The organism is Nocardiopsis sp. KDC1DS13DA1, assembly GCF_055632325.1.
On the sequence record NZ_JBVMUY010000014.1, the window covers coordinates 173,304 to 189,549 of the forward strand.

Annotated in this window: 31 protein-coding genes; 30 read left to right on the forward strand and 1 reads right to left on the reverse strand. The window is 69.3% G+C overall.

All coding sequences use genetic code 11. The features are described 5' to 3' along the window. Nucleotides 1-15: 15 nt before the first annotated feature. The 29 genes from ACTVAJ_RS08925 to ACTVAJ_RS09065 all read left to right on the forward strand — a co-directional run bounded on the left by ACTVAJ_RS08925 (nucleotide 16) and on the right by ACTVAJ_RS09065 (nucleotide 14,783). Complete coding sequence (locus tag ACTVAJ_RS08925) at nucleotides 16-555, forward strand: hypothetical protein (RefSeq protein ID WP_470387600.1); 540 nt, start codon at nucleotides 16-18, stop codon at nucleotides 553-555. Next, nucleotides 555-737 carry a hypothetical protein gene (locus ACTVAJ_RS08930; RefSeq protein WP_470387601.1) on the forward strand — a complete coding sequence of 61 codons (183 nt, stop codon included), beginning with the start codon at nucleotides 555-557 and terminating at the stop codon, nucleotides 735-737. The genes ACTVAJ_RS08925 and ACTVAJ_RS08930 overlap by 1 nt, the downstream gene beginning before the upstream one ends. Further along, nucleotides 734-1,090 (forward strand): hypothetical protein, encoded by a 357-nt coding sequence (locus tag ACTVAJ_RS08935; RefSeq protein ID WP_470387602.1) that lies wholly within the window; start codon nucleotides 734-736, stop codon nucleotides 1,088-1,090. Before ACTVAJ_RS08930 ends, ACTVAJ_RS08935 begins: the two co-directional genes overlap by 4 nt. Next, nucleotides 1,087-1,563 carry a hypothetical protein gene (locus ACTVAJ_RS08940; protein ID WP_470387603.1) on the forward strand — a complete coding sequence of 159 codons (477 nt, stop codon included), beginning with the start codon at nucleotides 1,087-1,089 and terminating at the stop codon, nucleotides 1,561-1,563. Before ACTVAJ_RS08935 ends, ACTVAJ_RS08940 begins: the two co-directional genes overlap by 4 nt. Nucleotides 1,564-1,625: 62 nt before the next feature. Beyond that, nucleotides 1,626-2,771 (forward strand): YqaJ viral recombinase family nuclease, encoded by a 1,146-nt coding sequence (locus ACTVAJ_RS08945; RefSeq protein WP_470387604.1) that lies wholly within the window; start codon nucleotides 1,626-1,628, stop codon nucleotides 2,769-2,771. After that, nucleotides 2,768-3,667 carry a recombinase RecT gene (locus ACTVAJ_RS08950; RefSeq protein WP_470387605.1) on the forward strand — a complete coding sequence of 300 codons (900 nt, stop codon included), beginning with the start codon at nucleotides 2,768-2,770 and terminating at the stop codon, nucleotides 3,665-3,667. Before ACTVAJ_RS08945 ends, ACTVAJ_RS08950 begins: the two co-directional genes overlap by 4 nt. Then, nucleotides 3,664-3,876: a hypothetical protein gene (locus tag ACTVAJ_RS08955; protein WP_470387606.1), complete on the forward strand. Its 213-nt coding sequence runs from the start codon at nucleotides 3,664-3,666 to the stop codon at nucleotides 3,874-3,876. The genes ACTVAJ_RS08950 and ACTVAJ_RS08955 overlap by 4 nt, the downstream gene beginning before the upstream one ends. Then, nucleotides 3,873-4,289 carry a hypothetical protein gene (locus ACTVAJ_RS08960; RefSeq protein ID WP_470387607.1) on the forward strand — a complete coding sequence of 139 codons (417 nt, stop codon included), beginning with the start codon at nucleotides 3,873-3,875 and terminating at the stop codon, nucleotides 4,287-4,289. The genes ACTVAJ_RS08955 and ACTVAJ_RS08960 overlap by 4 nt, the downstream gene beginning before the upstream one ends. Then, nucleotides 4,286-4,471, forward strand: a complete 186-nt coding sequence (locus tag ACTVAJ_RS08965; protein WP_470387608.1) for a hypothetical protein — start codon at nucleotides 4,286-4,288, stop codon at nucleotides 4,469-4,471. Before ACTVAJ_RS08960 ends, ACTVAJ_RS08965 begins: the two co-directional genes overlap by 4 nt. 80 nt (nucleotides 4,472-4,551) lie before the next feature. After that, a complete protein-coding gene (locus ACTVAJ_RS08970; protein WP_470387609.1) occupies nucleotides 4,552-4,743 on the forward strand; it encodes a hypothetical protein in 192 nt (63 codons plus the stop codon). After that, the gene (locus ACTVAJ_RS08975; protein WP_470387610.1) at nucleotides 4,740-5,222 is read left to right on the forward strand and encodes a RusA family crossover junction endodeoxyribonuclease; all 483 of its coding nucleotides are present in this window, start codon (nucleotides 4,740-4,742) and stop codon (nucleotides 5,220-5,222) included. Before ACTVAJ_RS08970 ends, ACTVAJ_RS08975 begins: the two co-directional genes overlap by 4 nt. Further along, nucleotides 5,222-5,362, forward strand: a complete 141-nt coding sequence (locus ACTVAJ_RS08980; protein ID WP_470387611.1) for a hypothetical protein — start codon at nucleotides 5,222-5,224, stop codon at nucleotides 5,360-5,362. The genes ACTVAJ_RS08975 and ACTVAJ_RS08980 overlap by 1 nt, the downstream gene beginning before the upstream one ends. Then, on the forward strand, nucleotides 5,362-5,634 hold the full coding sequence (locus tag ACTVAJ_RS08985; protein ID WP_470387612.1) for a helix-turn-helix transcriptional regulator: 273 nt from the start codon (nucleotides 5,362-5,364) through the stop codon (nucleotides 5,632-5,634). The genes ACTVAJ_RS08980 and ACTVAJ_RS08985 overlap by 1 nt, the downstream gene beginning before the upstream one ends. Further along, complete coding sequence (locus ACTVAJ_RS08990; protein WP_470387613.1) at nucleotides 5,631-6,149, forward strand: hypothetical protein; 519 nt, start codon at nucleotides 5,631-5,633, stop codon at nucleotides 6,147-6,149. The genes ACTVAJ_RS08985 and ACTVAJ_RS08990 overlap by 4 nt, the downstream gene beginning before the upstream one ends. Nucleotides 6,150-6,255: 106 nt before the next feature. After that, nucleotides 6,256-7,305, forward strand: coding sequence for a hypothetical protein (locus tag ACTVAJ_RS08995; RefSeq protein ID WP_470387614.1), 1,050 nt, complete (start codon nucleotides 6,256-6,258; stop codon nucleotides 7,303-7,305). Next, complete coding sequence (locus ACTVAJ_RS09000) at nucleotides 7,302-7,871, forward strand: hypothetical protein (RefSeq protein ID WP_470387615.1); 570 nt, start codon at nucleotides 7,302-7,304, stop codon at nucleotides 7,869-7,871. Before ACTVAJ_RS08995 ends, ACTVAJ_RS09000 begins: the two co-directional genes overlap by 4 nt. Further along, complete coding sequence (locus ACTVAJ_RS09005; protein WP_470387616.1) at nucleotides 7,868-8,134, forward strand: hypothetical protein; 267 nt, start codon at nucleotides 7,868-7,870, stop codon at nucleotides 8,132-8,134. Before ACTVAJ_RS09000 ends, ACTVAJ_RS09005 begins: the two co-directional genes overlap by 4 nt. Then, a complete protein-coding gene (locus tag ACTVAJ_RS09010; RefSeq protein ID WP_470387617.1) occupies nucleotides 8,131-8,319 on the forward strand; it encodes a hypothetical protein in 189 nt (62 codons plus the stop codon). Before ACTVAJ_RS09005 ends, ACTVAJ_RS09010 begins: the two co-directional genes overlap by 4 nt. Further along, entirely contained in the window at nucleotides 8,316-8,615 is a 300-nt protein-coding gene (locus ACTVAJ_RS09015; protein ID WP_470387618.1) for a hypothetical protein, read from the forward strand. Before ACTVAJ_RS09010 ends, ACTVAJ_RS09015 begins: the two co-directional genes overlap by 4 nt. Then, nucleotides 8,597-8,932 carry a hypothetical protein gene (locus tag ACTVAJ_RS09020; protein ID WP_470387619.1) on the forward strand — a complete coding sequence of 112 codons (336 nt, stop codon included), beginning with the start codon at nucleotides 8,597-8,599 and terminating at the stop codon, nucleotides 8,930-8,932. The genes ACTVAJ_RS09015 and ACTVAJ_RS09020 overlap by 19 nt, the downstream gene beginning before the upstream one ends. After that, a complete protein-coding gene (locus tag ACTVAJ_RS09025) occupies nucleotides 8,929-9,825 on the forward strand; it encodes a DUF5131 family protein (RefSeq protein WP_470387620.1) in 897 nt (298 codons plus the stop codon). Before ACTVAJ_RS09020 ends, ACTVAJ_RS09025 begins: the two co-directional genes overlap by 4 nt. Continuing rightward, the gene (locus ACTVAJ_RS09030) at nucleotides 9,822-11,198 is read left to right on the forward strand and encodes a hypothetical protein (protein ID WP_470387621.1); all 1,377 of its coding nucleotides are present in this window, start codon (nucleotides 9,822-9,824) and stop codon (nucleotides 11,196-11,198) included. Before ACTVAJ_RS09025 ends, ACTVAJ_RS09030 begins: the two co-directional genes overlap by 4 nt. Continuing rightward, entirely contained in the window at nucleotides 11,195-11,395 is a 201-nt protein-coding gene (locus tag ACTVAJ_RS09035; RefSeq protein WP_470387622.1) for a hypothetical protein, read from the forward strand. Before ACTVAJ_RS09030 ends, ACTVAJ_RS09035 begins: the two co-directional genes overlap by 4 nt. A gap of 3 nt (nucleotides 11,396-11,398) precedes the next feature. Beyond that, the gene (locus ACTVAJ_RS09040) at nucleotides 11,399-11,779 is read left to right on the forward strand and encodes a hypothetical protein (protein WP_470387623.1); all 381 of its coding nucleotides are present in this window, start codon (nucleotides 11,399-11,401) and stop codon (nucleotides 11,777-11,779) included. After that, on the forward strand, nucleotides 11,776-11,973 hold the full coding sequence (locus tag ACTVAJ_RS09045) for a hypothetical protein (RefSeq protein WP_470387624.1): 198 nt from the start codon (nucleotides 11,776-11,778) through the stop codon (nucleotides 11,971-11,973). The genes ACTVAJ_RS09040 and ACTVAJ_RS09045 overlap by 4 nt, the downstream gene beginning before the upstream one ends. Continuing rightward, nucleotides 11,973-12,461 (forward strand): hypothetical protein, encoded by a 489-nt coding sequence (locus ACTVAJ_RS09050; RefSeq protein WP_470387625.1) that lies wholly within the window; start codon nucleotides 11,973-11,975, stop codon nucleotides 12,459-12,461. The genes ACTVAJ_RS09045 and ACTVAJ_RS09050 overlap by 1 nt, the downstream gene beginning before the upstream one ends. Beyond that, nucleotides 12,454-12,810, forward strand: coding sequence for a hypothetical protein (locus ACTVAJ_RS09055; RefSeq protein WP_470387626.1), 357 nt, complete (start codon nucleotides 12,454-12,456; stop codon nucleotides 12,808-12,810). The genes ACTVAJ_RS09050 and ACTVAJ_RS09055 overlap by 8 nt, the downstream gene beginning before the upstream one ends. Continuing rightward, on the forward strand, nucleotides 12,807-13,520 hold the full coding sequence (locus ACTVAJ_RS09060; RefSeq protein ID WP_470387627.1) for a hypothetical protein: 714 nt from the start codon (nucleotides 12,807-12,809) through the stop codon (nucleotides 13,518-13,520). The genes ACTVAJ_RS09055 and ACTVAJ_RS09060 overlap by 4 nt, the downstream gene beginning before the upstream one ends. A gap of 444 nt (nucleotides 13,521-13,964) precedes the next feature. Next, nucleotides 13,965-14,783, forward strand: a complete 819-nt coding sequence (locus ACTVAJ_RS09065) for a hypothetical protein (protein ID WP_470387628.1) — start codon at nucleotides 13,965-13,967, stop codon at nucleotides 14,781-14,783. A gap of 46 nt (nucleotides 14,784-14,829) precedes the next feature. On the opposite strand, the gene ACTVAJ_RS09070 is transcribed toward ACTVAJ_RS09065, so the two are convergent. Further along, on the reverse strand, nucleotides 14,830-15,288 hold the full coding sequence (locus ACTVAJ_RS09070; protein WP_470387629.1) for a hypothetical protein: 459 nt from the start codon (nucleotides 15,286-15,288) through the stop codon (nucleotides 14,830-14,832). 254 nt (nucleotides 15,289-15,542) lie between these two features. Between ACTVAJ_RS09070 and ACTVAJ_RS09075 the strand changes: the two genes are divergently transcribed. Further along, entirely contained in the window at nucleotides 15,543-16,220 is a 678-nt protein-coding gene (locus ACTVAJ_RS09075) for a hypothetical protein (RefSeq protein WP_470387630.1), read from the forward strand. Nucleotides 16,221-16,246: the final 26 nt, after the last annotated feature.

A 16,246-nucleotide genomic window follows, 5' to 3' on the forward strand; every position in this document is an offset into this window, starting at 1 on the left:
AGAAGGCACGAGACCGTGAACCACGGTATCAGCGAAGACACCATCACCCACCTCACCCAGCAGGCCGCTGTGTTCTCCGAACACGCCACAGACGCCCGCACTAGGGCATACGACTTGGAGAAGCAGGCCGCTGCCACACGAGTCCACGCCGCACGGCAGGAGAGCCGCGCACAGGAGTGGCGCACTCTCGCCGCACTGGCCACCGGGACGGAGCTTCCGCGACTGGAGCGCTCCGACGCCGACCGGACCGCCGACGTCTTCCGCGTCGGAGCGTCCCTGGTCGCCCAACACCCGGAGCTGCCGCAACCGAACTGGACTCCGAGCCCCGATCACCTCGCCGGGTCCTTCTGGGGCCCCACCGCTGTCGACGACCTGACCCTGTGGGCCGACGCGCTCGGAGCCGAGGTCGTCGACGACCCGATCCTGCCCATCCAGGGACGCGAGGCGTTCAAGGTCACCGCCGAGATCGACGGCATCCACGTGTGGTTGCGCGCCGACCGCCCCCGGGACACCGACACCGTCACCACCCCGGCTTCCGAGAGGAGCGCCGCCTGATGCGCTTCGTCCACGCCAACCGCATCCGCCGAGAACAGCGCCAGTACGCCGAGCAGGCCGAACAGGCCGCGACCGAGGTCGATGAGCACGCCACCGAGGTTCTGTCCGCCACCGACACCGTCCTGGAGCACATCGACCAGACCCTGACCGACGACGCCGACACGGTGAGGGGCACCCGATGATGCCCATCGCCACCCGACAGCAGCCCACCGTGCGCAGCGCCATCAGCCGCCTGCAGGAGAAGTGGCCCGTCGGCACCCCGGTCACCCACACCGTGTCCGGCCTGCGCGGCGTCGTCTCCCTCGACCACCCAGACCGCGTGCCCTGCACGTCCTTGCCGGGCGAGGCATCCGCGTGGTGCCTGCTCCCCTCCATCACCACCACCAACGGGAGCAGGCCCGGCCGTGGAGCCGCCGTCCACGTCGCCTTCCACGCCAACGGCGTCACCTGGACCGCGTGGATCCGCACGGACTACCTCGCACGAGCCAGCGCCCGACGCCGGTCCCGCAAGTCCCGCACACCAAGGAACAGGTGAGGACCGTGGAATACATCGTCATCGACACCACCGAACGCGGCACGTGGATGCGCTACGACCGTGCCCTTGACCTCAAGGCCGAAGTGGGTCCGGAAGGGCCGGACCGGGTGGCGTTGAACGCCCAGTTCGACGCCGCCGCGTGGGTCAACGACGTCGGCCACCTCAAGCCCGAGGACTACCCGCGCAACATCTTCGGGTCGTGTGTGCTCGCCACACTGGGAGCACCGCCCCGTCCCTACGCGGGCCCCATCGTCATCACCGGGTGGGACCGCATCGAGGAGATCACCGACGTCGACGGCCCGCTGATCGAATACGTGATCGACACCGTCCGGTACGCGCTCGGCATCGACCCCGACCCTGAGGGCGTCGTCCACGGGACGGCATGGGCTCAGGACCTGCGCAAACACGCCGAGCACCTGCGTACTGCCCCGGCTCCGACCATCGGGATCATCCCGGGAGGCGAGCCGCTGTGACTGACCGCCGGGCGTCAACGCCACCTGCCGCTGTGGGGGATCCGGCGCGGGGGGTCAAGGCCGTGGAGGAGCCACACGCTCACGCTCCAGCGACACGGCCTGCGCCCGGCGGTCCCACCGGGCCGGAGGCACCGCACCCCTCCGGCCCGGCCAACCTCACCACGCCGACCGGGCAGCTGATCCTGCCCGCCGGGGCCCCGGAGGAGGAATGGCACTCCGTCCGTCGCACCGGCATCGGCGGGTCGGACGTCGCCGCGATCTTGGGTATGGACCGCCGCCGGGGGCCGCTGGCCGTCTACCTGTCCAAGCGCGGCGAGGCGCCGCCCGAGCGCAGCGCCCGCCTGAACCGGTCCGCCCGGCGCGGGCACAGGTTGGAAGGGCTCGTCGCCGAGTTCTTCGCCGAGGAGACCGGCCTGCGGGTCCTCGACACCCCGGGCACCCTGCGGCACGCCGACCGGCCGTGGATGCTCGCCAACCCCGACCGGGTCGTTCTGGCCCCGGGTGACTCCCGTGGTGTCGCCTCCCCGGACGGCCGGGTCCTCGAATGCAAGACCCGCACGTGGCGATCCGCGCAGAGCGAGGACTGGGGCGGGGAGGAACCCCCGGACGGGCCCGCCCTGCAGGCGTACTGGTACCGGGCCGTCACCGGGTACCGAGGCGCGTACGTCGCCGGACTCATCGACGACGACCTGACCGTCTTCGAGCTGGCCGACGATCCCGACCTCATCGACCACCTCGTCACCTACTGCGAACGGTGGTGGCACGACCACGTCGTGGCGGGGGTCCGGCCCTCCCCAGACGGGTCCAAGGCCACCGCCGACCTGCTCGGCCGCCTGTGGGAGGTGCGCCCCGAGGCCGTCACCACCGTCGACGCGGACCGGGTCATCGACCTGGTCGCGCACCGGGACCGGCTCACCGAGGAAGCCGACCGCATCGGCGCGGAGATCACCCGCACCGACAACGAACTGCGGACGCTGCTCGGGGACGCCGAGGTCGGTGCCGACCGGCTTGGCCGCATCCTCCTCACCTGGCGTCAGAACGGCACCTTCGCGCCCGCCAGGTTCACCGACGCCCACCCCGACATCGTCGCCGCCCACCAGCGGCATACCACCGCCCCCGACTGGGACGCCATCAAGACCGACTACCCCGACGAGTACCGGGCCCACCGCGCCCGTGTGCTCCGCATCTCCAAGGACGCCCGCCCATGAGCCTCAGAGACCGGGTGGAGACCGCGACCTCCACCACCCCGGCCCCAGACGCCGACACCGAGCTGTCGGCCTCCCGCGACATCGCCACGCGGGACAGCAAGCTCGACTGGCTGAACGCGCACGGCACCTACTTCACCGACGCCCTGCCCCGCCACGTCGACAAGGCGCACTTCATCGCGACCGCCCGTGCGGTCCTGCCCAAGCTCGCGAAGTGCTCCAACGACTCCATCATCACGGCCCTGCTGGCGTGCGCCCGCTTCGGGCTGGAGCCCGACGGCAAGCAGGCCGCCATCGTCCCGTACAAGAACACGGCGACGTTCCAGGCCATGTACCAGGGCTACGTCGACCTCATGTACCGGTCACGCCTGGTCGACTCGGTCCACTTCAACTGGATCAACGAGGCCGACACCTGGGACTTCGCCCCCAGCGCACCGCCGCCGTCCGACTTCCTGCACCGCCCGGCCGTGCACCTGCCGCGCGCCGAGCGGGGGCGGCCGATCCTCGCCTACGCGTTCGCCTGGATCCGGGGCGGAGGACGCTCGCAGGTCATCCTCCTCAACGAAGAGGACGCCATCCATATCCGGGACGAGTACTCCCGGGCGTACCGCAAAGCGGAGAAGGACGGGACGCGCGACAGCGCCTGGCACACCAACTTCGAGGACATGTGGCTCAAAAGCTGCGTGCTCCGTCTGACCAAGCGCGTGCCCACCTCTCCGGAGATCCGAGAGCTGATCCGGTTCGACGAGGCCGCCGACGGCCGAGGCGAACCGCCCGTCATCGACGTGACCCCACTGCCCGACCCCGGTGACGAGGCACCCACGGACACCGGCACCGATACCGCCGATGACGCGGACTGGTCGCAGACGCCCCAGCCCACGGACGGGGACGCCTCATGATCACGGCCGCCGTCATCCTCGCCGCCGTATTCGCCGCCGGGGTCACCATCGGGTGGACCGTGGCCAGCCGTCGCGCTGACCAGGACGACATCACCTTGATGAGGCTCCGCCGCCACAACTCCGACCTGCGCCGCTCCAACGCGCTCCTGTCCGAGCGCTGCGGGTTCTGCGGCACCTCCCGCACGATGCCCACTGGAGGCCACCGATGAGCCCCTACGACATGTTCCGACGCCTGGCCGCCGCTCACAGCTCCGTCATCATGACCCCGGACGAGTGGACCCCCGAACGCGTCTTGGACATCGTCCGTGAGCAGCGCGCCCGCGAAGCCGCTGAGGGCCACACCGACGAGCACATGGACGGACACGCCCGCGCCATCGCCCACACCATCGTCGACACCACGGCGGTGGACCCCGACGAGGCGGTGACCGCCCTACTGGCTATGGCCAGCCACGTCGGGACCGTCCTCATCACCCATGCTCGGCCTACCGACTCCACGGTGCTGCGCCTGCTGTGGGTGGTCGCTGACGAGATCGACCGATCCCAGCACCAGATCACGGACCCGTACTGCCGACGGTGCGGAGGAACCTGCCAGATCCTGCGCACAGGCCGGGGGCGGTCATGAGCACGCGCCTGCAACGCCTCTGCGTGGATGTGGAGATCGCCGTCCACGAGGCGATGCCCGCGCACCCCGAACGCATCCGCGACCTGGCCCCCGAGTCGCAGGACACCTTCGACGACATCGCCATGGACGTCCTCGACCAGCGGCTGTTCCACCTGCTGACGCGCACGGGGTGGGCACGATGACCGCCCCGAACACTCCGGCCCCGCCCGAGTGGCCCGCTCACATCAAGGTCGGCCACCGAGGGTTCACCTGCGATGGGTGCATGAAGTACACGGGGCTGTCCGCCACCGACGCCGCCGAGCAGGCCCGGTTGCACCTGACGCGCCGACACAGCCACGTCCCCCCTGAGGACCTGGTCGCCGCCGTCGTCGAAGCGGGGCTCGACCCCGCTGCCGCGGCTGCCGTCACCGACCGCCTGCGGCAGCGGTTCCGCATCCTGCGGAGGTCGCCATGACCGTCACCGTGACCGTGTACGGCACCCCCGTGGGGCAGGGAGCGATCTCCTACGGCAAGCACGGCAAGGGCTACCACCGCAACGCGCGCGCCCTCGACTCCTGGCGCGACACGGTACGAGACATCACACTGCAGGCGATCGGCCGCCACCTGCACGCCGCCTGGGGCGGCAACGGCGCCCCGTGCGCCCGCTGCGGAGTCATGGCTCGGCAGCACGCGCTGTTCACCGGGCCGGTCGCCTTGGACGCCGTCGTCACCGTCGCCCCACCGGCCTCCGACCCGAACCGCGCCTGGCCGCTCACCCGCAGCTCCTTCGACTGGGACCACCACGGCCGCGCCCTGTCCGACGCCCTGTCCGGGGTGCTGTGGGTCGACGACTCCCAGATCGTCGACGGCCGGGTCCGCAAGGCCCACCCCGACCGGAGCCCTGACGCCCTGGACCGGCCCGGTGTGCTGTTACGCGCCTGGGAGGTGTCCTGATGCGCCCCCGATCCGACGGCCCCTGTTTTCTGGTCCTCGCTGTGTGGGCGCTGGCGTCCTTCACCCTCACGCTCCTGGCTATCGAGGGGTGCGCCCCCTCCGACGTGCCCGTCATCCACCTTCACCTGGGGAGGCCCTGATGTCCGCACCGCACCCACTCGTCGTCCAACTCATCGAGGAGCGCAAGCGCCGCCAGATCACGCAGGCGGAGCTGATCCACCGCATCGGCTACTCCTCCAGCACCATCCGGTGGTGGGAGACCGGCCGCAGCGTCCCGAACCTGGACGGCTTCACCGACTACGCCGCCGCGCTGGGGTTCACCGTCACCCTGCAGCCAGCCGACGAGGCCCCGCAGCCTGACACCGACCTGCCGCCCACCACCCCCAGCGCCGAAGGGGCCGATGCCGCATGACCCAGCTCAAGATCATCAGCCGCCTGGGAGCCGCGGCCGAGGCCGCCCTGGAACCGCACGTGCCCCGCATGTACGACACCCCGGGCCTGCGCCTGACCGCCATCGTCGAGCTGAAGTCCGACGAGCGCAACCAGCCGTCGCCCGACAGCGAGTCGGGCACCTGGGTCAAGGCCAAGGTCACCCAGATCGAGGTCGCCGACCACGAGCAGGAGGGAGCGGTCCGCGAGGCCCTGCGCGCCCTGTACCTGCAACGCACCGCGCGCGGCACCCTCACCGAGGACGGCCAGGTCGAGCTGTCCGAGCAGACCCTCAACCTGACCGGAGGGCTGCTGCACGCGATCGAGACCGCGCGTCTGCGCGCGGGCTTGGACCACTGGGCCGGGTACATGCGCCGCCTGATCAAGGGCGGTGACCTCACCCTCTCCGAGATGCGGCACGAGCTGGACACCATCTCTGACGGGCTCACCACCCTGTCGCGGCACGCGGGCGACCCCGACGACGAGAGCGAGGAGTGAGCCGTGCGCTGCGCGCACACCGCCGCATAGACCCGTGTCGGGGTGCGGTGAGCCACCGAGCCCGCGCCTCGACACGACCATCCCCGTCCTGAGAGAGGAGGCGCTCATGCCACGGATTCGCTCCGTCAAGCCCGAGATGTGGGATGACCGCAAGCTGGCCCGGTCGGTATCAAGGGACGGCCGCCTGCTCTACATCGCCTTGTGGAACCACGCCGACGAACACGCCCGCGTCCAGGGCGATCCGAGGTTCGTCAAGGGCCGGTGCTTCCCCTACGACGACGACCTGGACGAGGAGGCTATCGCCGACCTCCTGGACGAGCTGGCCGCCGCAGGCCGGGTGATCCGGTACGTCGTCGACGGAGACCCATACCTGTGGCTGCCCAAGCTCGCCAAGCACCAGCGCCTCGAAGCGGCAAAGGTCCCCTCCCGCCTTCCCGCTCCCGAGGACGCCGACCCGACCCCGACCGCGCAAGGTCGCGCAGACGAGTCCGGGCCGCGCGCAGACTCCTCCGCGCGCAGCGAATCGGACACCGAGGACACGCAAGAGGACTCAGAAGGGGACGCGCAGGGCACTGCGGGTGAGGGTGGGCGGGGCTCTGGTACACCCGAGGCACCGTCTGAGGGCTCCTCAGGCACACGCGAGGGCCCTTCTGACTCCGAGGTGAAGTCACCGCAGGTCAACGCCTCTACGCAGACAGGCCCGGACGAGTCCGCGCGCGACGCGGACGAGTCTGCGCGGATTGCCGCTTTAGCAGGTGGCAGGGAGCAGGTGGCAGGGGGCAGGTTGCAGGGGGGTGCGGGGGGTGGTGTCCCCAACCCGGCGCCCGATCCGCCGAAGCCGACCCGGACCGGTACGCGCTTGCCCGACGACTTCGCCGTCACCGCCGAGATGTCCGCGTGGGCACGCGAGAAGGCACCCACCTGCGGGCTCACCGACCACGAGGCGTTCATCGACTACTGGCGAGCCAAGCCCGGCAAGGACGGCCGGAAAACCGACTGGGTCGCCACCTGGCGCAACTGGATGCGCAAGGCCCACGCCGACCATCTCGCACGCGGCCCCCGCCGAGGTCCGGTCGCGTCCCCGGGCTCTGGCGAGACGGTCTTCGACCGTGCCCGCCAGCGCCTGAACACCGCCACACCTGGAGGTGCACCATGACGCCTGACGAGGCCATCACCCTCGCGGAGAAGGCCGCCGCGTGCTGCCCGCAGCAGCGGTTCAACGAGGAGACCCCGGACGCCTGGTTCTCCTTGCTGGCCGACCTGCCCTACGCCGACGCCCTACAAGGGCTGTGGCGGGCCGCCCGGGAGAAGCCCTTCGTGTCCCCGGCCGAGATCCGCCACCACGTGCGGATCATCCGCCGCGAGCGGCTGCGCAACGCCGACCGCGTCCTGCCCGCCGCTGACCCCGACGCCCGCGACTACAGCGCCCAGTTCAAGCGGCACCTGCGGGCCCTCGCCGACGGCAAACAGGTTGGGCTCGCCCTGATGCCTGGGGGGCGCCGCACCACCGCACCCACGGCGGAGTACACGGCCGCACGCGCCGCGTACGCCCCACACGAGGACACGCCCACCCCACCAACCGTGACCCCGGTGTCGTCAACACCGTGGTGCGGGAAGTGCCACGACGACACCCGCACCCGCACCGCGATCCGAGACGGGCACCTGGTGCGCGTGCCCTGCCCTGTGTGCGGGCCCGACACCTCCCCGCCGGACGCGGCATGAGCAGGCACGCCACGGCCCGAGACGAGGCCATCCAGCTCATCGCCACCCGTGTGGCGGACCGCGACACCGCCGCCCGTGATGACCGGGCCGACCCGGAGCCCTTCGCCCAGGCGCTCCTAGCCGAACTCGGCGCACGGGGATGGCGGTACGTCGACGCCCTACGCCCACCCGACCCCACCGACACCGCGCCTCTGACCCCTGCCCAACGCCAGGCGTGGGTCGCCTACACCCGACGCCAGATCACCCACCGTGAGCAGCCATGACCACAGGCCACCAGCACCAGAACCCGTCCACCAGCCACGTGGTCGAGGCGGTCACCGCCGTCAGTGACGCGATGGTCCACCTCGTCGAGGCCCTGCGCACAGGCGACACCTCCCACATGCGGGCCTGCCAGAACGCATTCGACCGCGCCCACGCCCACGTCGACCAGCTTGAGGGGGAGCGGTGACCCACTCAGCCCCAGACCCCTGGTGGGACGAGCCCGACCTGTGGCCCGACGAGGACGACTCCTGGGATGACGGCTTCGACGACCCCGAAGGCGACATCGAGGACTGGGGCGCCGACGTGGACGACGGCCCGCCACCGCGGCCGGTCACCGACATCCACAGGCCGGACCTGTTCGGTGACCTCCCCACCAGGTGGCCGTCCCAGCTCCGGACCTTCGTCGACATCCCCTTGACTCACCACCTCCGCCCCCTGCCCGATACGACCTGTGAGGACCCCCCATGCCCGAACCAACCCTGACCGTCACCCCGGGCCTGGCGTCCGCCGTCCAGGAGATCGAGGACGAACACCAGCGCCAGCGCGCCCGGTGGGGACACCGAACCCACCTTGATGGCACCGGAACCCCCACCGCGCAGGCCGCCGCCGAGCAGGCCCGCTCCGACTGTGACAGCGCCCACGCCCGTGGGCACGACACCTGGGCGCACATCCTCGACGAGCACGTGTGGAAGGTCTACGCCGACTCCGACCCGGCCGCGCTGCGCGCCGACCTCGTCCAGGTCGCGGCCGTGTGCGCGGCATGGATCGCCGACCTCGACACCCGAGGAGACGGGTCATGACCTCCATCGAGTGGACCGAGCAAACCTGGAACCCCACCACCGGATGCGACCGCGTCTCCCCAGGCTGCGACCGTTGCTACGCGCTCACCATGGCCGGACGCCTCAAGGCCATCGGCTCCGCCAAGTACCAGAACGACGGCGACGCCCGCACGAGCGGGCCCGGGTTCGCCCTCACCGTCCACCCCGACACGCTGACCGCGCCCCTGCACTGGACCGCCCCGCGTCTGGTGTTCGTCAACTCCATGAGCGACCTGTTCCACGCTCAGGTGCCGACCGAGTTCATCGCACGGGTGTGGGCGGTCATGGCCGCCACCCCACGGCACACCTACCAGGTGCTGACCAAACGCCACGCCCGGATGCGATCCGTGCTCACCAGCGAACGGTTCATGGTCGGGTACTACGCCGCCTACCGCGCCTACGCGGGCGAGGACCTGTTCCCCCCACCCTGGCCCGCCCCCAACGTGTGGTTGGGGGTGTCCGCCGAGAACCAGAAGTGGGCCGACATCCGCCTGCCCGCGCTCGCCCGAACCCCGGCCGCAGTCCGATTCATCTCCGCCGAACCCCTCATCGGGCCCCTGCGCCTGCATCGAGGCCACGGCCACTGCCCCACCCACGACTTCAGGGGCGGACACTGCTCGGGCCCCTGCCCCGACCTGATCACCCCCGACTGGGTGATCATCGGCGGCGAGTCCGGGCCCGGTGCTCGCCCTCTCAACCCGGAGTGGGCGCGGACCCTTCGCGACCAGGCCCACGCCGCCGGGGCGGCCGTGTTCGTCAAGCAGCTCGGGGCGGTGTGGGCCCGCGCAGCCGGGGCCGGCAGGAAGGGCGGCGACCCGGCCGACTGGCCCGACGACCTCAACGTCCGGCAGATGCCCATCCGGAGGCGGTCATGAGCACCATGAGCCCTCTCGAACGTCGCATCCACAGCAACCGGCAACGGGCTCGGCGTCGCGCTATCGCCGAGGGCCGCCCGACCACCACCAAGGTCGACGCCACCCCGGCCCGCGAGCACGCCGAACGTCTGCGCGCCATCGGGATCAGCACCGCCCGCCTCGCGGAGCTGTCCGAGGTCCCGTTGGCGACGGTGCGGTACATCGTGTTCGGGTCAGGCGGCCACCCTCCGGCGCGCGTCACTGAACAGGACCACCTCGACCGCATCCTCGCGGTCCCCGCCGTCCCGCTCCTGGGAGCCCCTGGCGCATTCATCGACGCCTGCGGGACCGTCCGCCGTCTGCAGGCGCTCATCGCCTCCGGGTGGTCCGTCGCGGAGCTGGCCCGCCGTCTGGGCGTGTTCCCTCCCAACCTCGCGCAAATGCTGCAGCGCCCGCAGGTGAGGGTCACCACCGCCCTGGCGGTCCGCCGCCTCTACGACGAGGTGTGGGACGTCGCACCGCCCCAGGACACCCCCCGGCAGCGCCGGGCCGTCCGCGAGGCCCGCGAGCGCGCCGCCCGCGCCGGATGGCCGACCCCGGCCGGGTGGGATGACGACGACATCGACCTGCCCGAGCCGGACCTGAAGGCCAAGCACGCCGCCCAGGTCGCGGCGATGGACGACACCCAACTGGGTGCCTACAACCGTGCCGCGTACCGGGAGGGCGAACGGTCACCGCTGATCCGGGCCGCCGCTGCGGAGTACTCACGCCGCTGCGACGTGTGCCGCGTCGCGTTCGCCGCCGCCGACCACCCCGGCAGCCAGGCCCACCCGAAACGCGAAACCTCGCTGCAAACCGGCATCCCCTACTACCTGGGCACCAAGGAACGCCCGGCGTTCCTGCCGGTGTGGATCGTCGGGTACGCGTGCCGCCGCATCTGCCGGTGCTGGGAGTGCAACTCCCGCCGCATGCCCTCTCCGATGCCCATGGAGGTCGCCGATCGGGTGATGGCCGAAGTGCACCGGCCCAAGCTCGGACGGCGCACCTTGCAGCCCTTCCGCATGGGACAGGACGAGTGCCTGCACCTGGCCGCCCCGGAATGCGGCCAGTGCCGCGCGGGCTACCACACCTCCTGCACCGGCACGTCGTGGGCGTCCCTGCACGAGACGTGGATCCGTGACAGCGACGGCTCCGACCTGTTCTGGACCGACGGCTCCCACTACCTGGTGTGGACACCTCCCCGCGAGTGCCAGTGCACATGCCGCACCGCGTCGGCACCGCCCACCCAGATATCCGCAGCGAAGACCCCACCACGCAGCACCACAGCGACCCCCCGAAATCGCCGCATCACCACAACCGTCCAGCTGCCACTTTTCGACCTGGAGACACCATGACGGCCGCAGAACTCTACGAACACCTGGGTGCCCTCCTCGATGAGGATCAGGGGCACCGAACCGTCCTGCTCACCGACATCGACGACCAGGGCACCGGCCGCGTGTACGAGCCAGTGGAGGTGGGTCTTCTCCTGGGCGACGACGACGGCGCATGGATCAGCATCGACCTGCGCCTGGCCGACACCTCGAAGGGATGAGCCATGGCCCGCTGCTGCATCTGCCGCCTGCCCAAGGCCGAGCATGGCCCACGTCGGCACCGCCTCGTGTACGCCGACCCCTACGGCTGGCACGGCTTCACCGACGACCCGACCAACCTGACCGGCGCACCGCCACCCAACCGCCCGCGCCGGGCCGCGGCCGTCGCCCGCACCTTCCCGTCCATCCACATGACCGTGCACCTGGTCGACCCGGACGTCCTGGCGCTCTACTTCGGGGCCGACGTGGCCCGCCAGGTCAACCAGGTCCGCACGTCCCCTCTGCTGCCGCGCCGCGTCCCCGGCACGTCCCTGACCACAGCCGCCGCGACGACCGGCACCCAACCGCGCCCCTGGTGGCGCCGACTCCTGGGAGGAAACCGATGACCACCGACCTCACCACCGCAGCCGATACCGCCGAGAGCACCCTCCCGGTACTGCCCGTCTACCACTTCGAGGGGACCTTCGCCCACGTCGGTGCCGACGACCACCTGCGGGTCACCGCCACCGGTTCCCAGACCTTCGTCACCCGCATGGCGGAGGCTGCCGCGTCCGCATTCGAGGAGGAGGCGACCCGCTGATGCACGGCTCCCGGACCCTCGCCTTCGAGGTCGGACGCCTGCTCGACATCTGGCACGTCGTCCCCGATCTCGAAGGGCACTCCTGCACGTCGCGCCCCGGGTGGCGGTGGCACGTCCACCACTGGCGTCTACGTAGCCTGCCCCTGATCAGCCTGCGCCGCCGATTGCTCACCCGGTGCGCCTGGTGCCGTGGCCGCCACCGCCGCACCGACCCCGTCAACCACGGATTCCCCGGGACATCACGAGGCCCGTGGTGGCGGGGTGAGATCCATCTGTTCCACCGCGACTGCATCGGGATCTACGAGGCCCACCAGACCTGTGTGTGCGCCGACCCGCTCACCGAGCACGACGGCTACGGCCGGTGCGCGCTCTGCGGCCGGTTCCGGCCGTTCGGGATCACCCCCGAGCGGATCGACCGGTGCAGGGCGCTGGCGGCGATCCCCACCAGAACCCGCCCCACCCCACCCGAGGAGGTACCCGGTGCCTGAGCTGGACCACAACGGCACCCGGAGACAGGGCGACGTTCTAGACCCGGAGACCGGCAAACCCCGGCTCCTCTCCGAGAAGTGCTCCACCTGCGTGTCCAGGCCAGGCAACCCCATGCACCTGGCACCCGGACACCTCCAGGACCTGATCGAGCACAACCTGGCCGTCGGGGCTGGTCTCACCTGCCACCAGACCCTCTCCTACTCCGGAACCGGCGCGCCGAACGCCTGGTCCCGGGGCTTCTACGACGCCTACGGCGACCGAGTCCTCGCCATCCGCGTCGCCCGGGTACTGCTGGGCGGTGTGACCGAGGTTGACCCGCCCGCCTCAACGAAGGGAGGCCACACGTGAGTGTGTGCGAAGGACCCTGCAACCGCACCTGGAGGAAGGCCCGCCAGGCGTTCGTCGATGCCCTCACCGCATGGGAAGAAGCCGACACCGACCTGCGCGGTGACCGGCCCATCCCACCGGACATCATCCCCACCCCGGGTGAGCCGGTGTGGTGCCGGGGCTGCACCGGCAGCATCCGCCGCGCCCTGGCCGACCTGGACAACCTCGCCCCCCTCGTTGCGGCGACGTCCGACGGGTACCGGACCCGCGCCGACGACTCCGACCGCGTCCGCACCTCCCAGACCGCACCCTCACCCAGCCCGGCCGCGGACATCCTCGACGAGCTGTACGGGTACCTGTCCCAGATCGAGCACCAGTGGCGGGAGGCGCGCGGGTACGGTCCCCGCCCCGAACGCTCCCGGGGAGCACCGGCCCTGACCGTGGTCGTGTCCTGGCTTGGCGCGCACCTGGACGGCATCCTCGCCAACCCGGGCAGCGTCGGGTTCGGGTTGAGCGTCCTGCGGTGGCAGCGCCACCTGCAGGCCCTCGCGAAGGCCCGCCCTGAGGGGAAGAGGAAGCCGTTCCCCTGCCCGCGCTGCGACCGCCGCACCCTCGTGCATGAGGTCGACCGCGACCTGGTCCGCTGCGAAGGCGACCAGTGCGGCCGGGTCATGTCCACTGACGAGTACGACACCTACGTGGTCGACCGAGCTCAGCGGGCCGCCTCATGAGCCGGGCAAAGGAGGTATCGGTCCTCATCGACTCCACCCTGGACGACCGGTCAGTGTCCCGTGACGCCATGCACAGCGTGCGCACATCGCAGTAGTTAACTAGCCGACACCGTGGCTGCATTGCGGGTAGTACGCGCCAGCCTGCCCCCACGGAAGGAACCCGTCCCCAGAGCATGGACCGTGTTTACCGACCAGTCGGGCTGACAAGAGCGAGTCCAGCGCCACAGCCCCGACCCCGCCGGCTCAGCGTCAGCCGTGCCCTCACCACCAGACCGACTGCCTGCGAGCACACGCAGGTAGTCACCGACATCAGCCAATGGGGTGGCGACGTCATTGCAGGCCGTTGCGAGGAAGTGCAGCGAGCAGATGTACCTGTATGCCCCCGGAGGTGTCGGCCGTGATGCAGAATGAGATCACTATGTTCTGCGGACCTGAGGAGGGAAGTTGCTCCAAGTTTTTCTGGATGGCCTCGTCGATGTTATTACAGGTGACCTTTTTATCAGTGCGCTGGGGGGTGCCCTGGGAGGTGGTGTGATCGCTGGTATTGTTAGTTGGGTTCAGACAAGCTATGTCATGAGCAAGGAGCGGTCAGCGGCCAGGGATGAGCGGGAGGCCATACGAGAAGAGGACGCTCTAAACAATCTTCTTAGTGCAATAAAAGACGTTAGATCCAACATTAAGTACTATAGGCATCCTTTTCATGATACGCGCGCCATTCAGGCTACTGATCTTGTTGATACTCGCATCGATTATGGCTTTGAAGTCTGTTTGCCGCGCATTGTAGATACCCCCGTGCGGGAGCGATTTCTAAATCTGAAAGATCTTGTTGCTGAGTACAGGGATGTTAGATTTGAGCATGTTGAGGATTCGTATGGGAATTATCGATATAAGCATCCTGAGCACCAGGATAGAATGGCGGAGGACATCAGGTCCTGGGTGGACTATCTCCGCCAAACCATCGAAGCAAGGTTCACACACACGTCGCCCCCTCCGAAGGCTGTAGTCCTCCCGCTCATGAAGGACGAGGCAGCGTCACCGTGGTCGGCGCCTCCACAAGAAGTTGCCAACGCCCGGGATGCTCGCCGCGCCCCCGTCAGGGCGACGCTAAGCGGGATCATGGCCGTCACTCTCGGTGGGCTGGCCGTGTGGACGTTCACCCTCGGAGGCTGGTGGATCGCCGCCGGTATCGCCTGCGCGCTCATCACCCTGTTCGGGCTCGTCGGCTTCGCCGAAGGGCTACGCCGAAAGCCCTGCCGAGACTAGTAGAGGCCGCTAATGAAGTCCCAGCCGGAAAGTCAGGGACCCTGGGTCATATCAGCGAATCCCGCCATGGTCCGTGCTGTTCGCCGCCCATGTCTGGCGGACGACGCCACGTGACCGACATTAGGCCCGAGTCGCCATGGGCGCGCACGTCGATGATGACCAACGACTCACGCGCTCCGACGATTTGGCCCTGCTCGAAGAAGGGCGTCGTGATAGGGCCCGTGATCCGCACATCATGAGCAGGCTCGTCACTATCGTTGTGCAGCCGGTAGTGACCACTCCTGTCGTTGCGCGAATCCCTCTCAAGTTTCCAGGGGACTCTGTAGCGGTTGGCCTCCTCCTCAGCAAGAGTGGCTTGGCGCTGGTCCGCGTCAGCGGAGCGGCGGGCAGACAGCGCAGAGTCTTCGGCGGCGGTGGCTGAGCGGTGGGCGTGGTAGGCAGCAACAATGGCTACCACGATGGCGATCGCTGAGGAGATCAACGCGATGAGTGGGATCCAGCTCATAGTCGGACCCTACTCAGGTTCGGCAACGCTCGCATGCACTCTGCAAGGTTCGGCGGTGCCACCCGAGGAGGGAGGGTCGCCCTGACGCTCGGTGGCCTCACCGCATGGCTGTTCAGCCTGTGCAGGTGATGAGGGTTCGCTCCTTCGCTAGTGCGCTGTTCTCCGTGTTCGGGCTGGTTGGATTCGTCGAGAGCCTGCAGGAGAAGCGGCGAAATCAGTGGCAGCCCAGGGGGAGCAGGTAGAAGAATGACCACGTGTACGAATACATACCACCCAAGTTGGATCTCTCCGACGCCGCCCTCGCGAACAAGTACTGGCCCAAGGGCGGCCAGAAGTTGTTCCGCGATGACGGCCACTGGACCGAAGTTGCACTGCTCGACGGGGCCAAGACCTGGTTCGGCTACGTCTATTCCTTCCGGAGCGCGGCAACGATGCTCTACGAAGCAGCCTTCGCCCGAGGCGGCATCCCGGGGGACAAGGACGTGGTGTTCATTCCCTTCGCCTTCCTGTGGCGCCACTACGCCGAGCTGGCGTTGAAGGCTGGGATCATCGACCAGTCCAGGTATCTGGGTGAGTCTGTGGACCTCACTGCCCTGTGTGACACGCACAGCCTGAAAGTCCTCTGGGACGAGTTCCAGCCTCTCGACGAACGCGCCCTACCGGACGAGTCGAGTAAGGACAGGAAGTTCGCGGGGAAGACGATCAGCCAACTGCAACAGGTCGACCCCAAGTCCATGCACTTCAGGTACCCGGTGAACAAGGACGGGAAGCCGCACCTGAAGGGAACTGCTCGCGTCGCGATGCAGAACTTCCACGAGCAGATGCTTGGATTCGCGAGCTGGATCGAAGCAGGTCTGGACAAACTCGATGACCTGCAGGACTTGAATTTGGACTACGAGCAGTGGATTTCTGACCAGGCTGATTACGGGTAGTCTCGCCTACTGGCATGAGGAGGCCA

Coding starts and splice junctions, on each gene's coding strand:
- ACTVAJ_RS08930 (WP_470387601.1), top strand. CDS start 555: ATGCGCTTCGTCCACGCCAACCGCATCCGCCGAGAACAGCGCCAGTAC.
- ACTVAJ_RS08935 (WP_470387602.1), top strand. CDS start 734: ATGATGCCCATCGCCACCCGACAGCAGCCCACCGTGCGCAGCGCCATC.
- ACTVAJ_RS08950 (WP_470387605.1), top strand. CDS start 2,768: ATGAGCCTCAGAGACCGGGTGGAGACCGCGACCTCCACCACCCCGGCC.
- ACTVAJ_RS08955 (WP_470387606.1), top strand. CDS start 3,664: ATGATCACGGCCGCCGTCATCCTCGCCGCCGTATTCGCCGCCGGGGTC.
- ACTVAJ_RS08960 (WP_470387607.1), top strand. CDS start 3,873: ATGAGCCCCTACGACATGTTCCGACGCCTGGCCGCCGCTCACAGCTCC.
- ACTVAJ_RS08965 (WP_470387608.1), top strand. CDS start 4,286: ATGAGCACGCGCCTGCAACGCCTCTGCGTGGATGTGGAGATCGCCGTC.
- ACTVAJ_RS08970 (WP_470387609.1), top strand. CDS start 4,552: ATGAAGTACACGGGGCTGTCCGCCACCGACGCCGCCGAGCAGGCCCGG.
- ACTVAJ_RS08975 (WP_470387610.1), top strand. CDS start 4,740: ATGACCGTCACCGTGACCGTGTACGGCACCCCCGTGGGGCAGGGAGCG.
- ACTVAJ_RS08980 (WP_470387611.1), top strand. CDS start 5,222: ATGCGCCCCCGATCCGACGGCCCCTGTTTTCTGGTCCTCGCTGTGTGG.
- ACTVAJ_RS08985 (WP_470387612.1), top strand. CDS start 5,362: ATGTCCGCACCGCACCCACTCGTCGTCCAACTCATCGAGGAGCGCAAG.
- ACTVAJ_RS08990 (WP_470387613.1), top strand. CDS start 5,631: ATGACCCAGCTCAAGATCATCAGCCGCCTGGGAGCCGCGGCCGAGGCC.
- ACTVAJ_RS08995 (WP_470387614.1), top strand. CDS start 6,256: ATGCCACGGATTCGCTCCGTCAAGCCCGAGATGTGGGATGACCGCAAG.
- ACTVAJ_RS09000 (WP_470387615.1), top strand. CDS start 7,302: ATGACGCCTGACGAGGCCATCACCCTCGCGGAGAAGGCCGCCGCGTGC.
- ACTVAJ_RS09005 (WP_470387616.1), top strand. CDS start 7,868: ATGAGCAGGCACGCCACGGCCCGAGACGAGGCCATCCAGCTCATCGCC.
- ACTVAJ_RS09010 (WP_470387617.1), top strand. CDS start 8,131: ATGACCACAGGCCACCAGCACCAGAACCCGTCCACCAGCCACGTGGTC.
- ACTVAJ_RS09020 (WP_470387619.1), top strand. CDS start 8,597: ATGCCCGAACCAACCCTGACCGTCACCCCGGGCCTGGCGTCCGCCGTC.
- ACTVAJ_RS09025 (WP_470387620.1), top strand. CDS start 8,929: ATGACCTCCATCGAGTGGACCGAGCAAACCTGGAACCCCACCACCGGA.
- ACTVAJ_RS09030 (WP_470387621.1), top strand. CDS start 9,822: ATGAGCACCATGAGCCCTCTCGAACGTCGCATCCACAGCAACCGGCAA.
- ACTVAJ_RS09035 (WP_470387622.1), top strand. CDS start 11,195: ATGACGGCCGCAGAACTCTACGAACACCTGGGTGCCCTCCTCGATGAG.
- ACTVAJ_RS09040 (WP_470387623.1), top strand. CDS start 11,399: ATGGCCCGCTGCTGCATCTGCCGCCTGCCCAAGGCCGAGCATGGCCCA.
- ACTVAJ_RS09045 (WP_470387624.1), top strand. CDS start 11,776: ATGACCACCGACCTCACCACCGCAGCCGATACCGCCGAGAGCACCCTC.
- ACTVAJ_RS09050 (WP_470387625.1), top strand. CDS start 11,973: ATGCACGGCTCCCGGACCCTCGCCTTCGAGGTCGGACGCCTGCTCGAC.
- ACTVAJ_RS09070 (WP_470387629.1), bottom strand. CDS start 15,288: ATGAGCTGGATCCCACTCATCGCGTTGATCTCCTCAGCGATCGCCATC.